Annotated in this window: 20 protein-coding genes; 5 read left to right on the plus strand and 15 right to left on the minus strand. The window is 67.1% G+C overall.

Annotation, left to right across the window (positions count from 1 at the left end; genetic code table 11):
- Positions 1–21: 21 nt before the first annotated feature.
- The 5 genes from LGM89_RS03900 to LGM89_RS03920 form a co-directional block, all read right to left on the minus strand.
- The gene (locus LGM89_RS03900; protein ID WP_226272334.1) at positions 22–1,560 is read right to left on the minus strand and encodes a sugar ABC transporter ATP-binding protein; all 1,539 of its coding nucleotides are present in this window, start codon (positions 1,558–1,560) and stop codon (positions 22–24) included.
- 12 nt (positions 1,561–1,572) lie between these two features.
- Positions 1,573–2,349, minus strand: a complete 777-nt coding sequence (locus tag LGM89_RS03905; RefSeq protein WP_226272335.1) for an SDR family oxidoreductase — start codon at positions 2,347–2,349, stop codon at positions 1,573–1,575.
- A gap of 43 nt (positions 2,350–2,392) precedes the next feature.
- Complete coding sequence (locus LGM89_RS03910; RefSeq protein ID WP_089496381.1) at positions 2,393–3,670, minus strand: L-fuconate dehydratase; 1,278 nt, start codon at positions 3,668–3,670, stop codon at positions 2,393–2,395.
- 23 nt (positions 3,671–3,693) lie between these two features.
- The gene (locus tag LGM89_RS03915; RefSeq protein WP_069252330.1) at positions 3,694–4,536 is read right to left on the minus strand and encodes an ureidoglycolate lyase; all 843 of its coding nucleotides are present in this window, start codon (positions 4,534–4,536) and stop codon (positions 3,694–3,696) included.
- A gap of 83 nt (positions 4,537–4,619) precedes the next feature.
- The gene (locus LGM89_RS03920; protein ID WP_226202332.1) at positions 4,620–5,384 is read right to left on the minus strand and encodes an SDR family oxidoreductase; all 765 of its coding nucleotides are present in this window, start codon (positions 5,382–5,384) and stop codon (positions 4,620–4,622) included.
- A gap of 662 nt (positions 5,385–6,046) precedes the next feature.
- Here LGM89_RS03920 and LGM89_RS03925 point away from each other — a divergent pair.
- The 3 genes from LGM89_RS03925 to LGM89_RS03935 all read left to right on the plus strand — a co-directional run bounded on the left by LGM89_RS03925 (position 6,047) and on the right by LGM89_RS03935 (position 8,002).
- A complete protein-coding gene (locus LGM89_RS03925) occupies positions 6,047–6,337 on the plus strand; it encodes a DUF3331 domain-containing protein (protein ID WP_039366241.1) in 291 nt (96 codons plus the stop codon).
- A gap of 167 nt (positions 6,338–6,504) precedes the next feature.
- Positions 6,505–7,491 (plus strand): oxidoreductase, encoded by a 987-nt coding sequence (locus LGM89_RS03930; protein ID WP_226272336.1) that lies wholly within the window; start codon positions 6,505–6,507, stop codon positions 7,489–7,491.
- A gap of 214 nt (positions 7,492–7,705) precedes the next feature.
- Positions 7,706–8,002 (plus strand): DUF4148 domain-containing protein, encoded by a 297-nt coding sequence (locus tag LGM89_RS03935; protein WP_089426868.1) that lies wholly within the window; start codon positions 7,706–7,708, stop codon positions 8,000–8,002.
- A 202-nt stretch (positions 8,003–8,204) separates the two neighbouring features.
- On the opposite strand, the gene LGM89_RS03940 is transcribed toward LGM89_RS03935, so the two are convergent.
- The 6 genes from LGM89_RS03940 to LGM89_RS03965 all read right to left on the minus strand — a co-directional run bounded on the left by LGM89_RS03940 (position 8,205) and on the right by LGM89_RS03965 (position 13,934).
- Positions 8,205–9,401, minus strand: a complete 1,197-nt coding sequence (locus LGM89_RS03940; protein ID WP_226272337.1) for a TauD/TfdA family dioxygenase — start codon at positions 9,399–9,401, stop codon at positions 8,205–8,207.
- A gap of 22 nt (positions 9,402–9,423) precedes the next feature.
- The gene (locus tag LGM89_RS03945) at positions 9,424–10,380 is read right to left on the minus strand and encodes an alpha/beta hydrolase (RefSeq protein WP_226272338.1); all 957 of its coding nucleotides are present in this window, start codon (positions 10,378–10,380) and stop codon (positions 9,424–9,426) included.
- A 33-nt stretch (positions 10,381–10,413) separates the two neighbouring features.
- Positions 10,414–10,902: a thioesterase family protein gene (locus LGM89_RS03950; RefSeq protein ID WP_206137320.1), complete on the minus strand. Its 489-nt coding sequence runs from the start codon at positions 10,900–10,902 to the stop codon at positions 10,414–10,416.
- Positions 10,903–10,914: 12 nt separating this feature from the next.
- A complete protein-coding gene (locus tag LGM89_RS03955; RefSeq protein WP_039366226.1) occupies positions 10,915–11,880 on the minus strand; it encodes an L-carnitine dehydrogenase in 966 nt (321 codons plus the stop codon).
- A gap of 87 nt (positions 11,881–11,967) precedes the next feature.
- Positions 11,968–12,897, minus strand: coding sequence for a 3-keto-5-aminohexanoate cleavage protein (locus LGM89_RS03960; RefSeq protein ID WP_039366557.1), 930 nt, complete (start codon positions 12,895–12,897; stop codon positions 11,968–11,970).
- Positions 12,898–12,980: 83 nt separating this feature from the next.
- Positions 12,981–13,934 carry a choline ABC transporter substrate-binding protein gene (locus LGM89_RS03965; RefSeq protein ID WP_226272339.1) on the minus strand — a complete coding sequence of 318 codons (954 nt, stop codon included), beginning with the start codon at positions 13,932–13,934 and terminating at the stop codon, positions 12,981–12,983.
- Between the two features lie 610 nt (positions 13,935–14,544).
- Between LGM89_RS03965 and LGM89_RS03970 the strand changes: the two genes are divergently transcribed.
- On the plus strand, positions 14,545–16,128 hold the full coding sequence (locus LGM89_RS03970; RefSeq protein ID WP_089426863.1) for an isocitrate lyase: 1,584 nt from the start codon (positions 14,545–14,547) through the stop codon (positions 16,126–16,128).
- Positions 16,129–16,183: 55 nt separating this feature from the next.
- Here LGM89_RS03970 and LGM89_RS03975 read toward each other — a convergent pair whose 3' ends face one another.
- Positions 16,184–17,062 carry a LysR family transcriptional regulator gene (locus LGM89_RS03975; RefSeq protein WP_226272340.1) on the minus strand — a complete coding sequence of 293 codons (879 nt, stop codon included), beginning with the start codon at positions 17,060–17,062 and terminating at the stop codon, positions 16,184–16,186.
- Positions 17,063–17,183: 121 nt separating this feature from the next.
- On the opposite strand from LGM89_RS03975, the gene LGM89_RS03980 reads away from it, so the two are divergent.
- The gene (locus LGM89_RS03980) at positions 17,184–17,633 is read left to right on the plus strand and encodes a DMT family transporter (protein ID WP_226272341.1); all 450 of its coding nucleotides are present in this window, start codon (positions 17,184–17,186) and stop codon (positions 17,631–17,633) included.
- 49 nt (positions 17,634–17,682) lie between these two features.
- On the opposite strand, the gene LGM89_RS03985 is transcribed toward LGM89_RS03980, so the two are convergent.
- From LGM89_RS03985 to LGM89_RS03995, 3 genes are read right to left on the minus strand one after another with little or no spacing between them, the layout of a single operon-like run.
- Positions 17,683–18,171: a c-type cytochrome gene (locus LGM89_RS03985; RefSeq protein WP_226272342.1), complete on the minus strand. Its 489-nt coding sequence runs from the start codon at positions 18,169–18,171 to the stop codon at positions 17,683–17,685.
- A 53-nt stretch (positions 18,172–18,224) separates the two neighbouring features.
- The gene (locus tag LGM89_RS03990) at positions 18,225–18,725 is read right to left on the minus strand and encodes a c-type cytochrome (protein ID WP_226272343.1); all 501 of its coding nucleotides are present in this window, start codon (positions 18,723–18,725) and stop codon (positions 18,225–18,227) included.
- A complete protein-coding gene (locus LGM89_RS03995; protein WP_089485178.1) occupies positions 18,722–19,267 on the minus strand; it encodes a methylamine dehydrogenase light chain in 546 nt (181 codons plus the stop codon). The genes LGM89_RS03990 and LGM89_RS03995 overlap by 4 nt, the downstream gene beginning before the upstream one ends.
- Between the last annotated feature and the right edge of the window lie 13 nt (positions 19,268–19,280).

Genomic DNA, 19,280 nt, shown 5'->3' on the forward strand with positions numbered 1-19,280 from the left:
GTGAGCGTCTCGGCGTCTGATTCAGGACAATACGGTCGACTCGCGCTGCGTCGCGAGCTGCATGATCTTTTCCTGCGTGGCGTCGGCCGCGCGCAATTCGCCGGTCACGCGCCCTTCGCACATCACGAGAATCCGGTGGCTCATGCGCAGCACTTCCGGCAACTCCGACGAGATCATCACGATCGCCTTGCCGTCGGCGGCGAGCGCGTCGAGCAGCTTGTAGATCTCGCTTTTCGCGCCGACGTCGATGCCGCGCGTCGGTTCGTCGAAGAACAGGATGTCGCAGTCGCGCAGCAGCCACTTCGCGATCACGATCTTCTGCTGGTTGCCGCCGGACAGCAGCCGCGCCGGCTGCGCGATCGACGGCGTACGGATCGCGAGCTGCCGCACGTACGACTGCGCGGTGTCGCGCAACGCACGCGCGTCGAGGAACACGCCGCGGCGCACGAAGCGGCGCATGCTCGACAGCGCGATGTTGTTCTGCACGTCCATCCCGACCGCGAGCCCGAAATGCTTGCGATCCTCGGACAGGTAGCCGATGCCGTGCTTCACCGCATCGGCCGGCGTGCGGATCGTCACGGGCTTGCCATGCACGCGGATCTCGCCCGCATCGACCGGGTCCGCGCCGAACACCGCGCGCGCGACCTCGGTGCGGCCCGCGCCCATCAACCCGGCGAAGCCGAGAATCTCGCCGCGCCGCAGCGTGAAGCCGACATCGCGGATCGCGCGGCCGCGCGACAGCCCGCGCACTTCGAGCGCGACGTCGTTCGCGGACGTATCGGGTGGCGTGCGGAATTCGGTCGCGAGCTGACGGCCGACCATCATCGCGATGATCGTGTCCATCGACGTGTCCGCCATCGGCACGGTCGCCACGTACTTGCCGTCGCGCATCACGGTCACGCGATCGGCGATCTGGCGCAGCTCGTCCATCTTGTGCGAGATGTAGACGATGCCGACACCATGCGCGCGCAGGTCGCCGATGATGCGGAACAGCTCGGCGATCTCCGCGTTGTTGAGCGCAGCGGTCGGCTCGTCCATGATCAGCACGCGCGAGTCGAACGACAGCGCCTTCGCGATCTCGACCATCTGCTGCTTGGCCACCGTCAGCCGGCCGACCGGCGTACGCGGGTCGAGATCGAGCCGCATCCGCGCGAAGATCGCGGCCGCGTCGCGATTCAGCTTGTCTTCGTCGACGAACACGCCGAAGCGGCCGCGCGGCTCGCGGCCGATGAAGATGTTCTGCGCGACGCTCAGGTGGTTCATCAGGTTCAGTTCCTGATGGATGATGCCGATCCCGAGCGCCTGCGCGGCGCGCGGATCGGCGATTTCCACCGCGCGGCCGTCCATCCGGATCTCGCCTTCGTCGCGCGGGTAGACGCCCGCCAGGATCTTCATCAGCGTCGACTTGCCGGCGCCGTTCTCGCCCATCAGCGCATGCACTTCGCCGGCACGCAGGTCGAAATGGCAGTCGTCGAGCGCCTGCACGCCGGGGAAGCGCTTGCCGATGCCGGTCAATGCGATCAGCGGCGGTGCGGCGTTCGGAGTCGGGTCGGGTTGCATGGATCGACGCCCTCAGCTGATCGCACGGTCGAGATGCGTATAGCCGCCGTCGACGAACAGCCACTGGCCCGTCGTATGCGAGGCACGTTCCGACAGCAGGAACACGGCCGTATCGGCGATTTCGTCGGCCGTCGTGAAGCGTTGGCCGAGCGGCACCTTGCCCGCGATGCCAGCCAGCTTCACGTCGGGGTCGTCGAAACTGTCGAGCCATCTCCGGTACAGCGGCGTCATCACCTCGGCCGGAATCACCGCGTTCACGCGCACGCCGTCGTCGCGCAATGCGACGGCCCATTCGCGCGTCAACGCGAGCTGCGCGCCCTTCGACGCGCAATAGCCGCTCGTGTTGCCCTGCCCGGTGACGGCCGTCTTCGACGAGATATTGACGATCGCGCCGTGCGACGCCTTCAGATGCGGCACGCAGTAGTGCGCCATCACGTAGTAGTGGATCAGGTTGCGTTCGAGCGACGCGACGAATGCGTCGCGCCCGGCATCGAGCCCGATGTTGTCGTTGACGCCCGCGTTGTTGACCAGGCCGTCGAGTCGACCGAAGCGCGTGACCGTTTCCGCAACGGCATCGCGGCACCGCGCATCGTCCTGCAATTCGACCGTGAAGCACGCGGCCTGCGGCTGCTTCTGCACGACGGCGCGCCAGAACGCATCGTCGGGCGCGTGGCGCGCGAACACCACCGGAATCGCGCCTTCCTCGGCCAGCCGCATCGAAATCGCGGCGCCGATGCCCGACGCGCCGCCGGTCACGATCACGACCTTGTGTTGCAGATTCAAATCCACTTCGCGTCTCCGTCGTTCATGTTGTCGGCACGCTCGACGCGTGTCAGCCGCGGAACCGGTACTGCTCCAGCGATTCGGGCTTCATCTCGATCGAGAAACCGGGCGCCGTCGGCGGCATGTAGGCCGCGCCGCGCACCACGCACGGTTCGACGAAATGCTCGTGCAGGTGATCGACGTACTCCGTCACGCGCCCTTCCTTCGTGCCGGCAATGCAGACGTAATCGATCATCGACAGATGCTGCACGTACTCGCACAACCCGACGCCGCCCGCATGCGGGCACACGGGCAGCCCGTACTTCGCGGCCATCAGCATCACCGCGAGAATCTCGTTCACGCCGCCGAGCCGGCACGCATCGATCTGCACGACGTCGATCGCGCCGCGCGCGATGAACTGCTTGAACAGCACGCGGTTCTGGCACATCTCGCCGGTCGCGACCTGCACGGGCGCGATCGCCTCGCGGATCTTGCGATGCCCTTCGACGTCGTCGGGGCTGGTCGGCTCCTCGATGAACCACGGCCGCGCGAACGCCAGCTCGCGCACCCAGTCGATCGCCTCGTCCACTTCCCACACCTGGTTCGCGTCGATCATCAGCTTGCGGTCCGGGCCGATCACCTCGCGCGCGATCGTCACGCGGCGGATGTCGTCCTCCAGGTTCGCGCCGACCTTCAGCTTCACGTACTCGAACCCGGCGTCGACGGCTTCGCGGCACAGCCGCCGCAGCTTGTCGTCGCTGTAGCCGAGCCAGCCGGCCGACGTCGTGTAGCACGGGTAGCCGTCGCGCTCGAGCAGTGCGATCCGGTCGGCCTTGGCCGGCGCCTGCCGGCGCAGCAGGTCGAGCGCTTCGTCCGGCGTCAGGCAGTCGGTCAGGTAGCGGAAGTCGATCGCGCGCACCAGTTCCTCGGGGCGCATATCGGCCACGAGCCGCCACAGCGGCTTGCGTTCGGCTTTCGCCCACAGATCCCACACCGCGTTGACGACCGCGCCCGTCGCCAGGTGGATCGCGCCCTTGTCGGGGCCGATCCAGCGCAGCTGGCTGTCCGACGTCACGTGCCGCCAGAAGCGGCCCATGTCTTCGCGAATCCAGTCGAGGTCGAGGCCGACGACGAGGTGCCGCATCGCGTCGATCGCCGCGCAGCAGATTTCGTTGCCGCGCCCGATGGTGAACGTGAGCCCGTGACCTTCGAGCCCGTCTTGGTCGGTTTCGAGCACGACGTAGGCCGCCGAATAATCGGGGTCCGGATTCATCGCATCGGAGCCGTCGAGCTGGCGCGAGGTCGGGAAGCGCACGTCGAGGACGCGCATCGATCGAATGATAGGCATGACGAACCGTCCGTTAAAGGAAATCAGGCCTGCACGGTGCGCTGGCGTTGCTCGCCGAGCCCGTCGATGCCGAGCGTGATCACCTGTCCGGCGCGCAGGTAGACGGGCGGCTTCTGCCCGAGGCCGACACCCGGCGGCGTGCCGGTCGAGATCACGTCGCCCGGCTGCAGGCTCATGAAGCGGCTCAGGTAGCTGATCAGGTGCGGCACGCGGAACACCATCGTCGCGGTCGTGCCGTTCTGGTAGCGATGGCCGTCGACGTCGAGCCACAGCCGCAGTGCATGCGGATCGGGCACTTCATCGGCCGTCACGAGCCACGGCCCGAGCGGCCCGAACGTGTCGTTGCCCTTGCCCTTGTCCCACGTGCCGCCGCGTTCGAGCTGGAATTCGCGCTCCGACACGTCGTTCACGACGCAATAGCCGGCGACGTGCGACAGCGCGTCGGCTTCCGCGATGTAGCGGCCGCCCTGGCCGATCACCACGCCGAGCTCGACTTCCCAGTCGGTTTTCTCCGAGCCGCGCGGAATCTCGACGTCGTCGTTCGGGCCGGAGATCGCGCTCGTCCACTTGCCGAACACGACGGGCTCCTTCGGCACCTCCATCCCCGATTCGGCCGCGTGGTCGGAATAGTTGAGCCCGATGCAGATGAATTTGCCGACGCGGCCCACGCACGCGCCGAGCCGCGGCGTGCCTTCGACCAGCGGCAGCGACGACGGCGGAATGTCGCGCAGTCGCGCGAGCGACGCCGGCGCCAGCACGTCGCCGGCGATGTCGTCGATCACGCCGGACAGGTCGCGGATATGGCCCTGCGCATCGAGCAGGCCCGGCTTTTCATGGTGTTTGTCGCCAAATCTCAGCAGTTTCATGTCGTGTTGAGCCGATACGGAAAGTGAATGGGAGGGCGCGGTTAGTTCGACACGGCCGGTTAGGCACGGCCGGTTAGGCACGGTCAGTTCGACCAGCCGCCGTCGATCAGGTGGATCGCGCCGGTCGTGAACGACGCTTCGTCGGACGCGAGATACAGCGCGAGCGCGGCCACTTCCTCCGCGGTGCCGATGCGTCCGATCGGCTGGCGCGCGACGAATGCCTGGCGCACTTCGTCGGTCGACACGTGGCGCGTACGCGCCTGGTCCGCGATGCGTTGCGCCAGCGACGGCGATTCGATCGTGCCCGGGCAGATCGCGTTGCAGCGGATGCCCCGCTCGACGAAATCGGCGGCCACCGCCTTGGTCAGGCCGATCACGGCCGCCTTGGTCGTGCCGTAGACGAAGCGGTTGGGCACGCCCTTCACGCTCGACGCGGCCGACGCCATGTTGATGATCGACGCGCCGCCGGCTTCGAGCATCGCGGGCAGCAGCGCGCGGATCAGCCGGTACATCGACGTGACGTTCAGGTTCAGCGAGAACGCCCATGCTTCGTCGTCGCAATCGAGGATCGAGCCGTGGTGCACGAAGCCCGCGCAGTTGAACAGCACGTCGAATGCGCGTTCGCTCGCGGCGAGCGCCGCGACGTCCCGCGCATCGGTCACGTCGAGCCGACGCGTGGCCAGCCGACCGCCCGCGCGCTCGGCGTCGGCCTCGAGCCGCACGAGCGCGGCTTCGTTGATGTCGGTCGCCAGCACGTCGGCGCCCTCGCTCGCGAAGCGCAGCGCGGTCGCGCGGCCGATGCCCTGCCCGGCCGCCGTCACCAGCGCGCGTTTGCCCTGCAATCTCATGAGCACCTCCCGAAGAAGCCGGCCACCCGTCGGCCGATTGGCACAAAGGACTAAAGGTCCAACCAATCATAGGAAGTGATTCCGCGTTTGTCACGGAATCGGGATTCAGTATTTACCCGGGTGGGGAAATCGGGCTGTTGAGCAAGCATTCGGCGTTCGACAGCGCCCGGGAGCACGTCCCGGGATTCGGACAAATCCAATACCAGCGGGTCTTCCAGTCGATTCTTTCGCACAAGCGGGGCACGACATCCGGCCAAACTGACGAAAAAGTCATGTTCACGTCAGGGTCTCAACGGGATGCGCGCGCCATCATGACGTACCGGACTGCGCATCCGGTCCATCGCCACCCCGCCCGCGTTCGATCCCTGCGGGCACCTCCGTCCCCCCGGCGATGGGCTCCGTGACTGGGCGAGCAGACACGGCGCGCAGGCCGATTTTCCGCCCCGGGCTTCGTGTCCGGGGCGTTTTTGTCTGTGGTTTCCAAGAAAATAAGCCTGGATTGTTTCTAAATCGGCAAAAGGTAATTTGAGCCAGACAGGATGTTTTTTCCGGTCACAGACGCTTACATTTAGCGCACCACTCATGGAAACCGCTACGGATTCGCCATCGGGTAGTGACATCCACTGCCATGACCGAACCGCACGAGCTTTAGGAAACGGCAAATGAAGGCCTCCAAATCCCTGCCTGCGCTCGATCCCGCCGACGTTCACGTCGAAATCCTCGAACGTTCCGATACGCTGCTCGTCGTCCGCTGGGTCGAGCCCGGCCGCTGTCACTACGGTGAACAGCGCTGGCGCCGCCGCTTCGCGCAACGCACCGGCACCTGCGCGCTGTCGCGCCAGGTGATCCACCGCGGCGACGAAGTCTTCCGCCCGGCCGAACGCCCGGCGCCCGCGAACGCGGCCGCGATGATCTCCGCCGCCGAAGTGCTCGCACTGGCCGGCGGCAGGTAAATCCTGCCGGCCATACGTCACCGCACGCGGCGCCATCCGATGCGCCGTCCCTAGAAGCGCCGGTCTAGTTCCCTCGCTTGTCTGCCACGCCCGCGCGCACTATCGTTACACCACTCAATGTAACGATTACGCGCCGCGGCCGCCCGGCCGCGCCGATGGAGGCAGACATGCATGCATGGAGCGCGCGCCACGTCCCGGCGCAAGGCGGCAAGGTCGCGGTCGTGACCGGCGCCAACAGCGGGCTCGGCTGGCAACTGGCGGAAACGCTGGCCGCGAAAGGCGCGACGGTCGTGATGGGCTGCCGCGACGCGGCCCGCGCCGCGCAGGCGGCCGACGCGATCCGCCGGCTCCATCCCGATGCCCGCGTCGAAGTCGACGCGCTCGACCTCGCCGATCTCGCGTCGATCGCGCGCTTCGCGGCCGATGTGGGCGAACGCCATGGGCGCGTCGACATCCTCTGCAACAACGCCGGCGTGATGTTCCTGCCGCTGCGTCATACGCACGACGGCTTCGAGATGCAGTTCGGCACCAACCACCTCGGCCATTTCGCGCTGACCGGCCATCTGCTGCCCGCGCTGCGTGCCGCGCGCCGGGCGCGGGTCGTGACGATGTCGAGCGGCCTCAGCCGCGGCGGCCGGATCCGCGTCGACGACCTGCGCGCCGAACACCGCTACAACCGTTATCTCGCCTATTGCGACAGCAAGCTCGCGAATCTCGTGTTCGCGATCGAGTTGCAGCGCCGTTTCGAGCGCGCGGCGTTCGCCGGAATCAGCGTGGCCGCGCACCCGGGCTACGCGGCGACCAACCTGCAGTTCGCGGGCCCGGCGATGGACCGCTCGCCCGCCCGTGCCGCGCTGATGCGCGCCGCGAACCGTTATCTCGCGCAGCCGGCCGACCAGGGCGCGCTGCCCGCGATTCATGCGGCAACCTCGCCCGATCTCGCCGGCGGCGCGTACATCGGGCCGTCCGGCTGGTTCGAGTCGCGCGGGTTGCCGGCGCCCGCGAGCGTGCCCCGCGCGGCGCGCGACGTGGCCTCCGCGGCGCTGCTGTGGGAGGCCTCGGAAGCCGCGACGGGCGTGCGTTTCCTCAGTTCGGGCGCACCGGCCGGACGCGCGCCGGGCCGGCCGTTCGACACGGCGGCCGAGGTGCGCTGAACCGCGCTTCGCCGTCCGCAAGATTCGCGATACTTGTTGCACCGACCGAAAAGAAAGCCGGTTGAAAGCCTGATTCGACGCGCGACTGTTACCACCCAGGAAACAATTTATCGTCAAAATCAGCGTTTACCCTCAACCCTCCGATGACTAAGATTTGATCAATCGCTTAAGACATGGTGTCGAGAGCGAACTCAATAAAACACCGGAGGTCATCATGAAATCGCTCGTTTCCGCAGTCGTTGCCGCTGCCGCCCTGTCCGCTTCGTTTGGCGCATTCGCTCAAAGCACCGTGACCCGCGCTCAAGTGCGCAACGAACTGGTCCAGCTCGAACAAGCCGGCTACAAGCCGGGCGTGGCGAGCCCGTACTACCCGAACGACATCCAGAGCGCCGAAGCGCGTGTTCATGGTGCCGACACCAGCGGCTACGGCGCACAACCGGCTCCGGCCGTCCACTCGGGCGCCCCGGCCGCATCGTCGAACGCTCGCGACTCGATCTTCTTCGGCCAGTAAGCCGATGCGCCCTCGGCGGGCGCCGCGCATCGCGCGATGAAGCACGAAAGTCAGGACGAGCCCCCTTGCGGGGCTCGTCCTTTTTGATGAAACGCATACCTCCGCCGCCCGGCAACGGGAGGCTTCGCCCGGGCGCCTGGCGTCCGGGTGTTTTTTCATTTCCGAGGGATGCGTACGAGCAGGACGAAACCGCGCGCGCCTGTCAGCGCGACGCGGCCGCGGCAGGCGCCGAGCGCGACAGCACACGCCACCGCGACAGCAGTTCGTCGCGATCGATGTAGCAGCCCTGCAGGTGCCGGCGTCCGGTAGACGGATCGAACTCGGTGCGCGCATGCAGCACGCGGCGGTTGTCGAACGCCCACATGTCGCCCGCCCGCAGCCGGCGCTGCACGCGAAAGCGCGGCTCGCGCGCCAGCGCGAGGAACCGCCGGTACGCGCGATAGACGGCCGCGACCGAGCCGGCCGGCGCATCGAGCGGCCCGCGCAGGAAGTTCGCGACACGCACCTCGGTGACGTTGCCGCGCGCGTCGAGCCCGATCACCGGCGCCGAGCAGCGGTAGTCGCTGTTCGCACTCTTGTTCCAGAACTCGAACGGCGTCGACGCGAGCTGTTCGAAATCGGCCGGATGCTCGCGCCGCAGTGCATCGGCCAGCGCGAAGCCGTCGAGGAACACACTATCGCCGCCGGTCGCGTCGTTCGCGAGGCAATGCAGGAACTGCACGCCCGGCTGCAGCTCGCGGGTCGGCAAGTCGGTATGCGGCGGCAGGTTCAGCGACGTATATGCATTGCTGTCCGGGCGCGGCTTCGATTCGACGTCGAACAGCACGCCGAAATTGCTCTCGCGGATCAGGCCGATGCGGCGCGCGATCTCGTCGACACGCCCGCGCTCGGCCGGCACGCCTTCGACGAGCGTCAGCCCCGTGCGTTGCAATGCGGCGAGCCACGCGAGCAATGCGCCGTCGTCCTCCATCACGTCGCGCCACGCGAACACGCCGATGGCCGTCGCGTCGTCGCCGGCCCATACGTGCCGCCCGTGCGCGGCCTGGCGCTCCGCGCGCGACGCGTCGTCGTAGGCATGCGCGCGCAACCAGCCCGGCGACCACGCGCTGCGATGTCCGTCATTCCACTCGACATGCAGCGCGCCGTCGGTTTCGACGTGCACCGTGAGCGCGGAGAGATCCTCGCGCGCATCGGCGATCTCGAACACCTGTTCACGCGTGACGGCATGCACGCACGCGGAACACGCGCAGTTGTCGCGCAGCCAGTCGAAATGAAATGGCGATCGTCGTGTGTCGCTCCATTCAACGTCCACCGCGCCGTCGCCAATCGTCGCCGCCGCAATGGCCGCGTCGGCCGAAAACGTCCGCCAGTCCTCGATACGGTGTTGCGCTGCCTGCATCGTTGCCTCCCGGAAACGCCCGCTACGCGTGTGGTGCGAGCAGAAACCCGCCGACCGTCCGGTGCAGCCGCGCCGCCTGCGGGCTCGTCCCGAGCGCGCGCCAGCAGCCGTGCACCAGCCCTTCTCCCATCCAGTAATGCGCGACCCCGCCGGCGGCGCGAATCCGTTCGACGTACACACGTGCGTCGTCGCGCAGCGGATCGTGTTCCCCGCCGATCGCGAGCACGGGCGGCAGGCCGTCGAAACGCGCCGCCGCGAGCGGTACCGACGCGCGCAGCAGCGGGTCGCCGTCTCCTAGCGCATCGAGCAAGCCGCCTTCCCAGTACAGCGCGCGATAGCGATGGACGTCGTCGAGCGTCAGCATCGGCGCGTGCGCTTCCGTTTCGCGCGCGGGCGATTGCGGTTCGAATCCGAGCATCGGGTAGACGAGCGCGATGCCGTCGACACCGCCTTCGCCCGCATCGCGCAGCGCGGTGGCCACCGCCGCCGCGAGCATGCCGCCCGCGCTGTCGCCCGCGAGCGTCAGCGGATGCGCGCACGGCCCGAACGGCCAGCGCGCATCGCGTGCAGCGCGCGTGACCGCCAGGCAATCTTCAAGCGCGGCCGGTGCGCGATGCTCAGGCGCGAGCCGGTAATCGACCGCGATCACGTCGAGCCCCGTATCGGCCGCCAGTTGCGCGGTGATCAGCGCATGACTGTCGAGCGAGCCGACGACGAAACCGCCGCCATGAAAGAACAGCACCGTGCCGCGTGGCGTGCGGTGCGCGGACGTGTAACGCCGCAGCGCGATCGCACGGCCGTCGGCGGCGTGCCAGACGGCGTCCTGCTGCACGATGCCGGCCGGCAGCGCGGCCGGCGTCCATTCGGCCGCGAAGCGGTCGTACAGGCGGCGCTGTTCGGCGGGCGAGCGCGCCGCCGCGTCGGCCGGATACCACGCGTCCACGGCGGCAACGAACGTCGCGATTTCCGGTTCGAGCATCGTGTGCGCTCCGAGGTCGAAGGTTCGAGCCGGCTAGCGGCGCGGCGGCAGCCCGATCACGCGGCCCGCATACGCGGGCGCCGCGCCATCGCGCTGCAACGCATGCAGCTCGGCCACGCGAGCGGCCACGTCGTCGTCGAACGGCGCCGATTTCGCGCCGTCGCGTGTATCGACGTGCAGCAGCATCTGCTCGCTCGCCGACACCGCATCGTCGTGCCCGTCAGCAAACAGCTCGAGATACAGGTGCAGCCGCTTCGCGTCGTGTGCGAGCACGCGCGCGTCGACGCGCACCTGCGTGCCCTCCTTGATCTCGTGCAGGTAGTTCACGTGCGCTTCGAGCGTGTAGACCGAGCGCCCCCGCTCGCGACGCGCGGCGTCATCGAGGCCGATGCGATCCAGCAGCGCATCGGTCGCGAAGCTGAAGATCAGCAGGTAGAACGCATCGCGCAGGTGGCCGTTGTAGTCGACCCATTCGGGCCGCACCACGTCGCGGTAAATCGTCAGCGGGGTATCGCCGGTCATCGTCTGTCGTCCTCAGTCTTCGAATCGCATCCCGTGCCGCGCCTTTACCGCGGCGATCGACTTCAGCACCTCGGTGATGCACTCGTCGCGATAGCGCTCGAGCTCCTTGATGCTGCGCGTGCCCTGCTGTTCGGTCGTGCCTTCGACGACGCTGTCGATCAGCGCGTCGGTCAGCGTGGGCGCGACCAGCTTCGTCCACGGCAATTCGAGCGCGGGGCCGAACTGCTGCATGAAGTGTCGCATGCCCGCATCGCCGCCCGCGAGCGTGTAGGTCAGGAACGTGCCCATGAACGACCAGCGGATGCCCGCGCCGAAGCGGATCGCGTCGTCGATCTCGCCGGTCGTCGCGACGCCTTCGTTGACGAGGTGCAGCGCCTCGCGCCACAACGCTTCTAGCAGCCGGTCGGCGATGAAGCCCGGCACTTCCTTGCGCACGTGCAGCGGCCGCATGCCGAGCTTGCGATAGACCTCCATCGCGCCTTCGACCGCTTCCGGCGACGTGCGCGCGCCGCCGAGCACCTCGACGAGCGGCAGCAGGTAGACGGGATTGAACGGATGGCCGACCACGCAGCGCTCCGGATGCGTCGCCCGCGCGTAGAAATCCGTCGGCAGCAGCCCCGACGTCGACGACGCGATGATCGCGTCGGGCTTCGCCGCGCGGCTGATCTGCTCGTGCAGTTCGAGCTTCAGCGCCTCGCGCTCGGGCGCGCTTTCCTGGATGAAATCCGCGTCCGCGACGCAGGCCTCGATCGTCGAGACGAAACGCAGCCGCGCGGGATCGGCGCCCGGCGCAAGGCCGACGCGTTCGAGCGCGGGCCACGCGTTCGCGACGTTCGCGCGCAGCCGCTCCTCCGCGCCCGGCGCCGGGTCCCATACGACCACGTCGAGACCGTGCGCGAGCGCGCGGGAAATCCATCCGCTGCCGATCACGCCGGTGCCGATGGCGGCGAACGTCTTGATGTCGGTCTTCACAGCCATGTCAACGCATCCTTCAAATCAGGGGAATTCGGTGGGCGGCCGCGCCTGTGCGTGCCGCCGCGTCATGTCAATCAGTCAGGGAAACTCTCACGCGAACTCGGCGATCGCACGGCGTTCGAGCGGACGCTCGCCGCGTGCGGGCAAGCCGAGCTTGCGGCGGCCTTCCGCCGGCGTCAGCACGCGGGCACCGAGCCGTTCGATAATCTCTCGCGCGCGCTCGACGAGCGTGCCGTTGGTCGCATGCACGCCGCGATCGAGCCAGATGTTGTCTTCGAGCCCGACCCGCACGTGGCCGCCGAGCAGCATCGCCTGCGCGACCATCGGCATCTGCATGCGGCCGATGCCGAAGCCGGCCCAGTGCGCGCCCGGCGGCAGGTTGTCGACCATCGCCTTCATCGTGCCGGTATCGGCCGGCGCGCCCCACGGAATGCCGAGGCACAGCTGGAACAGCGGCGGATCGTCGAGCAGCCCTTCCTTCAGCAACTGCTTCGCGAACCACAGATGGCCCGTGTCGAAAATTTCCAGCTCGGGCTTCACGCCGAGTTCCTGGATGCGCTTCGCGCCGGCGCGCAGCTGCGCGGGCGTCGACACATAGATGTAGTCGCCGTCACCGAAATTCAGCGTGCCGCAGTCGAGCGTGCAGATCTCGGGCAGCAGATCCTCGACGTGGGCGAGCCGCGTGAGGCCGCCGACCAGGTCGGTGCCCTTGCCGAAACGCATCGGGTCCTCGCCCGGGCCGATCTCGAGATCGCCGCCCATGCCGGCGGTCAGGTTGATGATCACGTCGACGTCGGCCGAGCGGATGCGGTCGACCACTTCGCGGTACAGGTTCGGGTCGCGGCTGCCGCGCCCCGTCTGCGGGTCGCGCACGTGGCAGTGCGCCACCGTCGCGCCGGCCTTCGCGGCCTCGATCGCGGCGGCCGCGATTTCCTTCGGCGTGACCGGAATCGCCGGATGCTTGCCGACCGTATCGCCCGCGCCGGTGACGGCGCAGGTGATGATGACTTCGTGGTTCATGCTGGTTGCCTCGCTTGAATCGGGTTGTGTCGCAATGCGGATGTTTCGTCAGGACGCACCGCGTGCGGCGCGCGGGCTATTCATCACAGGCCGAGATACGCCTTCACGGCCGGCAGGCCATCCTTGCCGTCGAACGTCTTGACGCCCGCGAGCCACGGATCGAGCACCTGCGGGTTCTTCTTCAGGTACGCCTTCGCGGCGTCGGCCGGCTTCGTCTTGTTCATCACCGACTGCATCAACTGGTTCTCGAGCTGCGTCGAGAAGCGCAGGTTCGTGACGAGCTTGCCGGCGTTCGGGCAGCGTGAAATGAAGTCGGGGGCCGTGAGCGTGTACACGCGCGCCTCGCCGTAGTTCGGCCCGAACGACGCATCGCCGCCGGACAGATAGTTCATGCCGATCTGGATGTTCATCGGATGCGGTTCCCAGCCGAGGAAGACGACCCACTTCTTCTCGCGGATCGCGCGCTCGACGGTCACCAGCATTCCGGCCTCGCTCGATTCGACGAGCTTGAAGCCGCCGAGCCCGTACTGGTTCGTGTCGATCATCTTCTGGATCGTCGCGTTCGCGCTGCTGCCCGGCTCGATCCCGTAGATCTTGCCGTCGAGTTCCGCGCGGTGCTTCGCGATGTCCTCGAAGGTCTTCAGGCCCGCCTGGTACTCGTAGCTCGGCACCGCGAGCGTCGCCTTCGCGCCCGACAGGTTCGGCGGCTCGACGACGTTGATCGACTTGCTGTCGAGGAACGGCTGAAGCTGCTTCTGCTGCACGGGCCACCAGTAGCCGAGCGATATGTCGAGCTGCTTGCTCTTCAGGCCGGCGAACGAGATCGGCACCGACGCGATCGTCGTGGTCGGCTTGTAGCCGAGCGCCTCGAACACGGTCGACGCGAGCGCCGTGGTCGACGTGATGTCGGTCCAGCCGATATCCGCGAAACGCACGGTGCGGCAGGCCGCGGCATCCGTTTCGGCCTGCGCCGCGTGCGTGAACGCGCCGGTCGCCAGCACGGCCGCGACAAGCGCGGCGATCTTCGTCGACTTCATGGTTCGTTACCTCCCGGTTTGACTCGCGGCAGCCGGTGCGCGGGGTGTGCCCGGCCTGCATCGTGGGAGTAAAAGTAACGAGCCATATTGGCCGCGAGAAGACCGGCGGCGACCTGTTCTTGACTATTTGCGACTATGAGTGGAAACCACTAGGTTTCTTGAGAGGCTTGATGGGCGGGGTTTTTACGCGTATTCCCGATGGATTCGGCTTGTCCGCATGCGGCGCGATGTTTTCGATTCGGCCCAGACGAAGCGGCATGCCGGCGCGGCTTCGGTTCAGCGCCGCTCGCACCGACCCGACGATCGGGTGTCACGGGCGCATGTGAAGCTTGCCCGGCCTCCAGCAGCCGAAAGAGCATTTCGTATTGCGGAATCCACGCCAAATTCCCGCGCCGCAGCCTTTTCGTCGCTTGAAAACTTGTTTTGCATTGCAAAAACTACAACGTAACCCATTGAAGATAAAGCAAAAATAATGTCTTATGTCTTATATAAGACATCGCCAAAAGCGCGATGGGCGGCGTTACTATTTATCCCATGCAGTCCGCTTCGACAGACGTAGCGGGCACGCTCAACCCGTTACTCAAACGCGCTTTGCTCCCAGGAGATTGACATGGCCCAGTATCAAGACGACATCAAGGCAGTTGCCGGTTTGAAGGAAAACCACGGCAGCGCGTGGAATGCGATCAGCCCCGAGTACGCCGCCCGCATGCGTGCCCAGAACAAGTTCAAGACGGGCCTGGACATCGCCAAGTACACCGCGAAGATCATGCGCGCCGACATGGCCGCGTACGACGCCGACCCGGCCAAGTACACGCAGTCGCTGGGTTGCTGGCACGGCTTCATCGGCCAGCAGAAGATGATCTCCATCAAGAAGCACTTCAACAGCACCGAACGCCGCTACCTGTACCTGTCCGGCTGGATGGTCGCTGCGCTGCGCTCCGAGTTCGGCCCGCTGCCGGACCAGTCGATGCACGAAAAGACCTCGGTCAGCGCGCTGATCCGCGAGCTGTACACGTTCCTGCGCCAGGCCGACGCCCGTGAACTGGGCGGCCTGTTCCGCGAACTCGACGCCGCCAAGGACGCCACGGCGAAGGCCGCGATCCAGGAGAAGATCGACAACCACGTCACGCACGTCGTGCCGATCATCGCCGACATCGACGCCGGTTTCGGCAACGCGGAAGCCACGTACCTGCTGGCCAAGCAGTTCATCGAAGCAGGCGCATGCTGCATCCAGATCGAAAACCAGGTATCCGACGAGAAGCAGTGCGGCCACCAGGACGGCAAGGTCACGGTGCCGCACGAGGACTTCCTCGCGAAGATCCGCGCGATCCGCTACGCGTTCCTGGAGCTGGGCGTGGACGACGGCATCATCGTTGCCCGTACCGACTCGCTGGGCGCCGGCCTGACCAAGCAGATCGCCGTGACCAACACGCCGGGCGACCTGGGCGACCAGTACAACGCGTTCCTCGACTGCGAAGAACTGTCGGCCGACCAGCTGGGCAACGGTGACGTCGTCATCAAGCGCGACGGCAAGCTGCTGCGTCCGAAGCGCCTGCCGAGCAACCTGTTCCAGTTCCGCGCCGGCACGGGCGAAGCGCGCTGCGTGCTCGACTGCATCACGTCGCTGCAGAACGGCGCCGACCTGCTGTGGATCGAAACCGAAAAACCGCACATCGCCCAGATCGGCGGCATGGTCAGCGAGATCCGCAAGGTCATCCCGAACGCGAAGCTGGTGTACAACAACAGCCCGTCGTTCAACTGGACGCTGAACTTCCGTCAGCAGGCGTACGACGCGCTGAAGGCCGAGGGCAAGGACGTGTCGGCCTACGATCGTGCGCAGCTGATGAGCGTGGAATACGACGACACTGAACTGGCCAAGCTGGCCGACGAGAAGATCCGTACGTTCCAGGCCGACGCATCGCGTGAAGCCGGCATCTTCCATCACCTGATCACGCTGCCGACGTACCACACCGCCGCGCTGTCGACCGACAACCTGGCCAAGGAATACTTCGGCGACCAGGGCATGCTGGGCTACGTGGCCGGCGTGCAGCGCAAGGAAATCCGCCAGGGTATCGCCTGCGTGAAGCACCAGAACATGTCCGGCTCGGACATCGGTGACGATCACAAGGAATACTTCAGCGGCGAAGCAGCGCTGAAGGCGGCCGGCAAGGACAACACGATGAACCAGTTCTGATACCGGTCATCGCCACGCGAAACGCCAACCCGTTACGTTACGGGTTGGCGTTTTTTTATTCGCCGATCACCCGCACGAACGCGTCCGCCAGCACCGTCGGCGCGACCGGCAACACCAGCGCGCACACCGACCTGGCGTCGTCATCGGAAATCGGCACGAAGACGACCCCGTCGATCCCGAGACTCGCCATCCGTTCCGGCACGATCGCGACGCCGTGCCCGGCCGCGACGAGATTCAGCATCGACGTCTTCGGCGACACGAGCCGGGCGGTCGCCGGCACGAAGCCGCGCTTCAGGCAAAGATCGATCACGACGCGCGCGAGCCCGCCCCGCTCCCGATACACGGCCGATACGAACGGTTCGTGCCGCAGTCGCGAGATCGCCATGCGCTTGCGGCCCGCCAGCGGATGATCGGCCGGCACCGCCGCACACAGACGTTCGGCCGCGAGCTCGACGAAGCGCACGCGCGGATCGCGGCGCAGCACCGGCAAACGGACGATCCCGATATCGGCGTTGCCGCTCGCGATCTCCAGCACCTGATCCTCGGACGACGCGCGGTCGAGATCGATCCGTGCGCCCGGACACGCGCGCATGAAGCGCTCGAGCACCGGCATCAGGCTGCCGACGGGAACGGTGCTCGAATGCAGGAGCCGCAAGACGCCCGCTTCGCCGCGCGACAACTGCGCGCCCTCGTCGGCCGCGGCGGTCAGGGTCGCCGGAATCGACGCCACGCGATCGCGATAGAGCGCGCCGGCCGGCGTGAGCCGTACCCCTCTCGGCTCCCGGTCGAACAGCGGAAACCCCAGCTCGTCTTCCAGTTGACCGATCTGCCGGCTGAGCGCCGACTGCGCGACGTGGAGCGCGCTCGCGGCCGGCGTGAAGCCGCCGAGATCGGCCACGGTCAGGAAATACTGGATTTGCCTCAGGGATGGCATGCCGAAAAGAGATGGATAAGCGCCCGATTTGATATTTGCGTTATACCGTCGCGCTTTCCAGAATGGAAGCCTGCCGTGCCGGAGCCGCCGTCACGGCCACTTCGCCGGAGCCTGCCTCGTCGTGACTACTCTCCTGTCCTATCTGCTGGTCGTGGCCGCCGGCGTCAGCGTGGCGTTGCAACAGGTGCTCAACGCCAATCTCCGTGCGCAGCTCGGCTCGCCGTGGTGGGCCGGGTCGGTCAGCTACCTCGTCGGCCTGGCCGCGATGCTCGCCGTTGCGCTGCTGACCCCGCATCCGCGCTTGAGCGGCACCGGCACCATTACCGGCGCCGCGTCATGGTTCAGCTGGACCGGCGGCATTTTCGGCGCGGTGTTCGTCGGCATCGCGATCCTGATGGTGCCGCGACTGGGCGCCGCGACGACGCTCGCGCTGATCGTCGTCGGGCAGATGACCGGCGCGCTCGTGTTCGACCACTTCGGCGTGCTCGGCATCCAGCAGCATGCGGCCAGCCCGATCCGCCTGGCCGGCGCGGCGTGCCTCATTCTCGGGGTGGTGCTGGTTCGGGCGTGACGACGTCGCGGATTGCTGCCGGATGCGCGTGATTTCCCGAATGAGTCGGTCAGTAGCGATCGTTGACGCCGTCGATCCCGCGCGCCTGCAACGCGCGCACGAGGCCGGCGCGCACGGTCGCGACGTCGGACAACGCGGGACGGCGGTGCGCGGCGACTTCGGCGGCCGTATAAGGCTTGAAGTCGCGCGGCAGTGCGTCGCGGTTCATGGTGGTGAGTACCCAGTTGAGCACGTCGGCGAGATCCTGGTCCGACAGCGCCGAATTCGACGCGCCGGGCACGCGCATCACGTACTCGCGCCCGGCCGGCAGATGCGTGAAATAGCCGAGCGAGTTGGCGAGCGGCGGCACCTTGCCGGGGATGCCGCCGCCCGTCGCGGTGTGGCAGCCCATGCAGTTGAGCACCCAGTGCTGGCGCGCGAGCGCCGCGTCGGCCGCGCCTTCGGCATGCACCGGTGCCGCGGTCAAACCCGCGACTGCTCCGGCCAGCATCAGCAACGACGACAGCCGACGCGACACGCTGCCGAGCCGCGACGACATCGCACACCGCGTGCGCGCCGCGTCATCGCCAACACGGGGCACGCACGCGAGCGTCACAGGCCGAGCCCCTTGATGACCACTTCGCGTTGCGCATGAACGGCCGTGCCGTCCATCGCCTTCGCGCGCGCCGCACGGATATCCGCCGCCATGAACGGCTTCGCATCACCATGCTGCGCGTTGAGATCGAACACGACGTAGTTGAGCACGTGCGCGATGTCGTCATCGCTCGCGCTCGCAAACGACGGCATCTTGAAGTTGTAGCTCTTGTCGCGCACCCTGATCTCGCCGAACATCCCGTGCAGCAGCGTTGCGACCAGTTGCGCGCGCCCCGGCTCGGCCGTCGCATACTTGCCCGGATAATCGGTCAGCGGCGGCGCGAGGCCGTCCTGCCCCTTGCCGCCCGCCTGGTGGCATACCGCGCACTGCGCGTCGAACAGGCTCTTGCCGGCCGGGTAATGCACGGTTTCCTGCGCGCCGGCGGCGGCCGGCAACGCGAAGGCCGTCACGGCCGTCATGCATGCGACGGCGAACTTTCCTGCTTGCATCCCTTTCATTGCTTTGCCGCTCCCAGCAGAACCGAAACCGAACAGTGATAGTTCGAATTCCCGTTGGCCATGCACCAGTTGATGTCGTTGTTCAGCGACAGCTTGTACAGCGGCTTCTCGCGCTCGTTGCGGTTGCAGAAGCACTTGCCGCACGACGTCTTGCCGCAGCAATCGTTGTACGACACGATGTAGTCCGAACCGTCGTGCGGGTTGCGGCAGGTGCCGATCCACGTGATCGGCGAAGGCGTCGTGCCCGGTGGGCAACTGCTCGACGTGCCGCCGCAGCAGCTGCACAGCCAGCCGTCGATCGCGCAGTATTTCCAGTAGTCGCAGCTCATCGGGTCGTCGCTTGCCGCCGATGCGGCGCCGCCGGACGCGGCCGATGCGCCCGATGCCGCATCGGCCGCATACGCGGTGCGATCGACGGGCAGCAGCGGCAGCATCGCCGATCCCACCAGCACCTTGCCGAGCTTCGCCATCGCGCTGCGCCGCGAACTGTGCTGCGCGACGCCGCGCGCCGACCGCTCGAACCATGAATCAAACAGGCCCATGTCGTTGTTCTCC

Origin of the sequence: Burkholderia sp. AU31624, assembly GCF_020420065.1 — a bacterium.
Classification (GTDB): Bacteria; Pseudomonadota; Gammaproteobacteria; order Burkholderiales; family Burkholderiaceae; genus Burkholderia.